At 66.4% G+C, this 6,265-nt stretch carries 2 protein-coding genes and 2 pseudogenes; 3 read left to right on the plus strand and 1 reads right to left on the minus strand.

The features are described 5' to 3' along the window. Positions 1-360: 360 nt before the first annotated feature. A pseudogene (locus AC1DS3_RS36125) lies at positions 361-3,344 on the minus strand (Rne/Rng family ribonuclease). A gap of 768 nt (positions 3,345-4,112) precedes the next feature. Here AC1DS3_RS36125 and AC1DS3_RS36130 point away from each other — a divergent pair. The 3 genes and pseudogenes from AC1DS3_RS36130 (at position 4,113) to AC1DS3_RS36140 (ending at position 6,111) form a co-directional block, all read left to right on the plus strand. Then, positions 4,113-5,047: pseudogene (locus tag AC1DS3_RS36130) on the plus strand (pseudouridine synthase). 19 nt (positions 5,048-5,066) lie between these two features. Beyond that, entirely contained in the window at positions 5,067-5,726 is a 660-nt protein-coding gene (locus AC1DS3_RS36135; protein WP_477129087.1) for an HAD-IA family hydrolase, read from the plus strand. Continuing rightward, positions 5,719-6,111 carry a Rieske (2Fe-2S) protein gene (locus AC1DS3_RS36140; protein WP_174425085.1) on the plus strand — a complete coding sequence of 131 codons (393 nt, stop codon included), beginning with the start codon at positions 5,719-5,721 and terminating at the stop codon, positions 6,109-6,111. The genes AC1DS3_RS36135 and AC1DS3_RS36140 overlap by 8 nt, the downstream gene beginning before the upstream one ends. Positions 6,112-6,265: the final 154 nt, after the last annotated feature.

The following is a 6,265-nucleotide window of genomic DNA, read 5'->3' on the forward strand; positions in this document are numbered from 1 at the left end:
ACCGAGATGCGCAGATCATGGAGCGGCCTGCCGCGCGTGTCGGCAACCAGCCCGATTGGTGCGGCGAGCACGGCCGGAATGCTTGGCGTCATCGAGCGGTAGCRATGGTCGCGCAGGTCGAAAATGGGAATGACGGATTCGGTCATGGCCTGGGGGCGTGGCAGTGCGGGTGACGGGCGGCTCTGGCGCGATTGCACAGGGCAACATCGCCCGTTCCGGGCACCATCTTTCGGGTGCCATCTATTTGTCATTCTAGCCGAGCCGGGCATGGTACCGCCGGCATCACCCTGGACAAAGCGCGCAGGCATGAAAAAGGGACGGCATCGCCGTCCCTTTCCTTGCTACCCGCGAGGGTGCCGCTTACTTCTGCGGCGTTCCAGCGGTATCGCCACCGGTTTCGACCAGGATCATCGGACCTTCAGGCAACGGCGGCAGGGGCTTGCGCTCCCGCACGACGCGCGCTGCCGGCGGGATGCTGGCAGCCGCTTCCTGCGCTGCACGCAGCTTGCTGGTGTCGGTGTTGACCCATTCCAGGCCAGCCGATGCCAGCATTGGCTGCAGGCTTTCGATCGCCACCGGGGCTGCCGGGGCTACCGTTGCCACCGGGGCAGCGGCCGGCACTTCAACGGCAGGCGCTACGACAGCAGGGGCTTCCACGACAGCTTCGGCCACAACCGGAGCCGGTGCCGGCTGGTAGGCGGCCGGGCTTGCTCGGCGGGCTGGTAAGCCGGAGCGCTCGGCGCGCTTTCGGCAACCGGCACGGCAGCGGCTTCGATCGCGGGCGCTTGGGCGACCACAGCCGGGGCGGCGGCCTGGGTGCTTTCGCGCACTTCCGCCGTGTACTCGCCTTCAGCACTTTCCGCGCCTTCGGTTGCCTGGGCGCCGTCGTCGCGTTCGCGGCGATAGCGGTTGCGGCCACGGCGATTGCGGCGGCGGCGTTCTTCGCCTTCACCGTTCTCGGTGCCTTCCGTGCCTTCTGGCAGGTCGGTGCGTGCATTGTCGGCGTCATCGTGCGAGGCAATCGCTGCGGCTACGGCCGGCGCTGCTACGACAGCTGCGGCGGTCGCGGCTACGGCTTCGGCAGCCAGGCCTTCGGTGGCTTCGCCTTCGCGCGGCGCGTCACCTCGTTCACGCTGGCGGTCGCGCTGGCGCTCGCGGCGCTCCTGGTTGCGGTCGCGGCGGCCTTCGCCACGGCCTTCCGTACGCTCGGCCGGTGCGCCTTCGGGTTGGCGGGCCGGCTGGACTTCCAGTGCGGCCTGGCGCGGGGCGCGGCTGTTGCGCTCGCCGCGTTGTTCGCCGCGCTCGCCACGTTGTTCTCCACGTTCACCGCGCGCTTCGACGCGCTCGCCACGCTCCGCGCGCTGTTCGCCGCGGTCCGCGCGCTCGCCACGTTCCTGGGGTGCGCGCTCGCCGCGCTGGCCACGGCCCTGGCGGTCGCCACGTTCGCCGCCACGCTCGCCACCGCGTTCGCCGCGCTGGCCACGGCCTTCACCGCGTTCGCCTCGTTGGCCGCGTTCGCGACGGCTCTCAGCGCTGCGCTGCTCCGCATCAACCGGCTTGGCCGGCTCGACGGCGGGCGCTGCGGGCTTGGCGCCGAACAGGTTCTTCAGCCAGCCGATGAAGCCACCGCCGACCACCGGCTGGGTAGCCGGCACCGGACGTGCGGCTGCCGCCGCGGCTTCCGGGCGCGGGGCACGCTCGGCGCGCGGCACCGAGACGGGTGCCGGCTGTTCCGGGGTGATGCCCTTGACGGCGGCTTCCTGGCGCGGCTTGGCGTCTTCCTTCTTGCGGCTGCTGTAGCTGGTGTCGGCTTCCAGTTCCTTGGCGGCAGCCTCGGCCATCTTGTAGCTGGCCATGCTGTCTTCCAGGCGCGGGTCGTCGTGACGCAGGCGCTCCAGCTTGTAGTGCGGGGTCTCCAGGTGCTTGTTGGGGATCAGCAGCACGTTGACCTTGAAGCGCATCTCGATCAGGTTGATGTCCTGGCGCTTCTCGTTGAGCAGGAACGCGGCCACTTCCACCGGCACCTGGCAGTGGATGGCGGCGGTGTTCTCCTTCATCCCCTCTTCCTGGATGATGCGCAGGACCTGCAGGGCGGAGGATTCGGTATCCCGGATATGGCCGGTGCCGTTGCARCGCGGGCARGTGATGTGCGAGCCTTCCGACAGCGAMGGRCGCAGGCGCTGGCGCGACAGYTCCATCAGGCCGAAGCGGCTGATCTTGCCCATCTGCACGCGGGCRCGGTCRTGGCGCAGGGCRTCCTTCAGGCGCGTTTCCACGTCCTTCTGGGCCTTGCTGGCTTCCATGTCGATGAAGTCGATCACGATCAGGCCGCCCAGGTCGCGCAGGCGCAGCTGGCGGGCGATTTCGTCGGCGGCTTCGAGGTTGGTGCGCAGCGCGGTTTCCTCGATGTCGGCGCCCTTGGTGGCGCGGGCCGAGTTCACGTCCACCGAGACCAGGGCTTCGGTGTGGTCGATCACGATGGCGCCGCCCGAGGGCAGCATCACCATGCGCGAATAAGCCGACTCGATCTGGTGCTCGATCTGGAAGCGCGAGAAGAGGGGGACGTCGTCCCGGTACTTCTTCACGCGGTTCATGTTGTCGGGCATGACCACGCTCATGAAGGCGCGGGCCTGCTCGTAGATTTCGTCGGTGTCGATCAGGATCTCGCCGATATCCGGCTGGAAGTAATCGCGGATGGCGCGAATCACCAGGCTGGACTCGAGATAGATCAGCAGCGGGGCCTTGTTGTCGCCGGCGGCGCCGTCGATGGCTTTCCACAGTTGCAGCAGGTAGTTCAGGTCCCACTGGAGCTCTTCGGCCGAGCGGYCGATGCCCGCGGTGCGGGCGATGATGCTCATGCCCTCGGGCACGGCCAGCTGGCCCATGGTCTCGCGCAGTTCCTGGCGGTCCTCGCCMTCGATGCGGCGCGATACGCCGCCGCCGCGCGGGTTGTTGGGCATCAGCACCAGGTAACGGCCGGCCAGCGAGATAAAGGTGGTCAGCGCCGCGCCCTTGTTGCCGCGCTCTTCCTTTTCCACCTGGACGATCAGTTCCTGGCCTTCATGCAACGCGTCCTGGATGCGCGCGTTGCGCACGTCCACGCCTTCCTTGAAAAAGGCGCGTGCGACTTCCTTGAAGGGCAGGAAGCCGTGGCGTTCTTCGCCGTAGTTGACGAAGCAGGCTTCCAGCGAGGGCTCGATCCGGGTGATGACACCCTTGTAGATGTTGCCCTTGCGCTGTTCGCGCCCGGCGGCTTCGATGTCGATGTCGATCAGCTTCTGACCGTCGACGATGGCGACGCGCAGTTCCTCTTGCTGCGTCGCGTTGAAAAGCATGCGTTTCATCGCATTACCTCACTCAATGCCGCGGATTGCACCGGCATGCGGTGCCCGCGGCGTTCGTTCCGTGGAGCACGCGAGGGAGCGAGTGAGGGCGCGAGAATTGCCGAAAGCGCCGTCGCGCAAATGAGCGCGGCCGGCTGGGCACGGGTGAAAGAGAGGTAACGACGTCGAAAGCGCCGTCCGCATGGTCGGAGAGAACGCCGGTGTGCTGCTTTGCGCAGCGACCCAGCGGGTTTCCGGCTGGCATGGCGGCGGCGCGGGCGCAAAGAGGCGCCATCGCACCGCGGCCGGCCGCGGAAGGGCTAGACGCGTCAAAGAGCAAGTTTGTCGTCACGGCAATGCTGCTTCGCTTCCTGACATCTCCTGGCGGGCGCACCTACTGCTTCTTGGAGTTCTGCGACCGGGCGCCGGTACAACCAGTCAGGCGGCGTTGGAAGCATGCCGGCGGCACCGTTTCCCGGTGCGGGCGGGACTTCTCTCACCAGAGTGGATGCCGGGTGGGCATCCACTATCAAATTCTGTTCTACCTGAACACTACTCCCACGTGACCGCCGTCAGCGCCGAAGTTGCCTTTGGGCGACTTCCTGCGCGGGCGATACCGTGCGTGCTGCGTTTTTGCTGCCATTTACCAGCCCCGGGCTCGCGTGGTACGCAAAGAAGCGGGAGGCTGGCAGGGTTGGCGGCAACCCGAAGTGTAAAATACGACGAATCGCCTACACCTGACTTGCGCTGCCGGTCTTTGGCCGGAACAGCGAGGAAATTATATTGAAAATGAATGAGTTACGCCATCAAATTGAAAAAGAGGTGCGGGCCGCCGCGGCCGGGCCCCAGGTGGCGTACGTAACGATTGGCGACGAAGCCGATGGCCAGCGTATCGACAACTTCCTCCTGAAGCTCTCGAAAGGGGTGCCCAAGAGCCATGTCTACCGCATCCTGAGGTCGGGCGAAGTGCGTGTGAACAAGGGACGGGTCGACGCCACCTATCGCCTGCAGTTGGGCGACGTGGTACGGATCCCGCCCATGCGTGTGGCGGCTTCGGCACCTGATGCCGGCAAGTTCGTGCCGCCGGCCAGCTTTCCGGTGGTCTTCGAGGATGAATACCTGCTGGTGATCAACAAGCCTGCCGGCGTAGCCGTGCATGGCGGCTCCGGCGTGGCATTCGGCGTGATCGAGCAATTGCGGCGCGCCCGCCCGCAGGCCAGGTTCCTTGAGCTTGTGCACCGTCTCGACTGCGCGGCAGTGCGCTGGACAAGCGCTACTTCGCCTGCGTGGCGGGACATTTCGAGAATGCCCGGCAGCACGTGAGATTCCCGCTATATAAGTACACCACCCCGGAAGGCGAGCGCCGCGTGCGGGTGCAGGACGATGGCATTGCCTCGCATACCGTGTTCAACCGGATCGAGGTCATGCCGGGCTACACCTTGCTCGAGGCCGAGTTGAAGACCGGGCGGACCCACCAGATCCGGGTCCATCTGGCACATTCCGGCTTCCCGATCCTGGGCGACGAAAAATACGGCGACTACGCCCTCAACAAGGCGCTGGCCCGTAGCGGCGCGAATCCCGGGCTCAAGCGCATGTTCCTGCACGCGCACAGCCTGACATTTACGCATCCGATAAGTGGAGAAATCACCACTGTCGTTGCACCCATGCCGCCGGAGTGCGAAGCGTTCCTGCAGCAAGCCCGTAACCAGCGCGCCGCTGACTAAGGCGCTAACAAGGATATTCATGGCCAGGCAACGCTTCGACCTGATCGTGTTCGACTGGGATGGAACCCTGATGGATTCCACACCGACCATCGCCAAATGCATCCAGCTGGCCAGCCGCGACCTCGGCTTGCCGGTGCCAGACGACAGCGCCGCCAGCCACGTGATCGGGCTGGGACTCAAGGATGCACTGTCGTACGCCGTGCCGACGCTCGATCCCGCCGACTATCCCCGGCTGGCCGAGCGCTACCGTTTCCACTTCCTGACTCGCGACGCCGAACTGGTGCTGTTCGATGGGGTGCGCGAGATGCTGGAAGCCTTGCGCGCCGAGCACTATTTCCTTGGCGTGGCGACGGGCAAGACCCGCGTCGGCCTGCAGCGCGCCCTGGAAGCAACCGGCCTCGTGCGCCTGTTCGACGGCACGCGTTGCGCCGACGAGACCTTTTCCAAGCCCCACCCGGCCATGCTGCAGGAGCTGACCCGCGAACTGGGGCAGGACATGGAGCGCACGGTGATGATCGGCGATACCACCCATGACCTGCAKATGGCCGCCAATGCCGGCGCTGCGGGCATCGGCGTAGGCTACGGTGCGCATCCCGCGGACGCCCTGCGCGCGATGGCGCCGCTGCATTGCGCGACGTCCATCGCCGACCTGAAAGACTGGCTGCTGGCGCATGCTTGACGCAACGGGCCAGGGGATGACCGGAGAGCGGCACCTGTGCGCGGCCGAGGACCTGGCTGACGGCGGCGCCGGGGTGCGTTTTGTGGTCGAAGTGGGTGGGCGTCCCGTAAGCGCGTTCGTCGTGCGCTTCGAGGGGGCCGTCCATGGCTACCTGAACCAGTGCGCGCATGTGCCGATGGAGCTCGATTGGCAGGAGGGACAGTTTTTCGAGTCCTCGGGCCTATACTTGATGTGCGCCACACATGGCGCGGTTTATGCGCCGGACAGTGGCTTGTGCGTGGGCGGCCCCTGCCGGGGCGCTTCATTGTCCAAACTGCGCGTCGAAGAGCGCGACGGCAATGTGTACTGGCTGCCGGAAAGTCCATACGAAGCACCCGCGGGCTAGCGGGCAGCCGGCAGGCCCGGTGCCCAGGCCCGCCTATCTATTCATAATCAAGAGCCAACTGCATGACTGAAGAGCATAAGCCGCCGCAGGACGAATCCGGCAAGGCGCAGGAACCGGTGGCTTCGGCCAGCGCCGGGGTGCCCGGGGCGGGGGA

This window comes from Cupriavidus sp. 01L46 (assembly GCF_056399905.1).

What these genes read in the sequence shown, in the direction of transcription:
- AC1DS3_RS36140 (WP_174425085.1), top strand. Translation starts at nt 5,719, where the DNA reads ATGCTTGACGCAACGGGCCAGGGGATGACCGGAGAGCGGCACCTGTGC.